Source organism: Synechococcus sp. CCY9202 (genome assembly GCF_034931685.1).
GTDB lineage: Bacteria > Cyanobacteriota > Cyanobacteriia > PCC-6307 > Cyanobiaceae > CBW1002.
Genome location: NZ_JAYGID010000118.1, coordinates 1 through 1,048 on the forward strand (window position 1 = coordinate 1; position 1,048 = coordinate 1,048).

Consider the following 1,048-nt stretch of genomic DNA (forward strand, 5'->3'; position numbering starts at 1 on the left):
CCGCTGAAGGCCGCTGCCGCGACGCGGAGGCGGCCGTGGAACTCTCGCGGCGGCGCCTGGGCGAGGTGGCGGGGCGCTCCGGCACCTGGCTGGAGGAGCAGCGCCAGCGCAGCCAGCAGCGCCAGGCCCTGCAGAACCAGCTGGGACCGCTGCTGGCCGAGCAGCAGCAGCTGGAGGAACGGCTGCGGCAGTGGCAGCAACGGCTGGACGAACTGCAGCTGGAGCGGCAGCAACAGGACGGCAGCCATGCCGAGGCCGCCACCCGCCAGCGGGGCCTGGACGAGGAGCAGACGCAGCTGCAGCAGGCCCTGGGGCAGGCGCAGCGGCAGTTGCAGGATCTGGCGGAGAACCTGGCCCTGCAGCAGCGCACCCGCCAGCGCCTCGAGGTCGAGCAGACCAACCTGGAGCGGGAGATCGCCCGGCTGGACAGCCGGCGGGACACCCTGCAGGAAAGCCGCGGCACCGGAGCGCTGCGGATGCTGCTTGAGGCCGGCCTGGAGGGCATCCACGGACCGGTGGCGCAGCTGGGGGAGGTGGAGGAGCGCCATCGCCTCGCCCTGGAGGTGGCGGCCGGCGCCCGGCTCGGCCAGGTGGTGGTCGACGACGACCGGATCGCCGCCCGCGCCATCGACCTGCTCAAGAACCGGCGGGCCGGACGGCTCACCTTCCTGCCGCTCAACAAGATCCGAGGCGGCGGCGGCGGGGCCAGTGGGGCGGCGGCCCTGCAGCGGGGAGCCGCTCCCGGCACCACCCGAGGTGCCATTGGCGGCGATGGCCTGGTGGGTCGGGCGGTGGAACTGGTGCGCCATGAACCCGTCTACGCCGAGGTGTTCCGCTACGTGTTCGGCGACACGCTGGTGTTCGACACCCTCTCCAGCGCCCGCCGCGAGCTGGGCCGTTGCCGCGCCGTGACCCTCGATGGGGAGCTGCTCGAGAAGAGCGGCGCCATGACCGGCGGCAGCCTGCAGCAGCGCAGCGGCCAGCTCAGCTTCGGCAGCGCCCAGGAGGGCGACGAGGCCGAGCCGTTGCGGCGCCGCCTGCTGGAGCT

1 pseudogene is annotated in these 1,048 nt (G+C 74.0%); it reads left to right on the forward strand.

Going from position 1 to position 1,048, the window contains the following annotated elements:
- Window positions 1–1,048: pseudogene (locus VB777_RS14420) on the forward strand (chromosome segregation protein SMC); the annotation flags it as partial.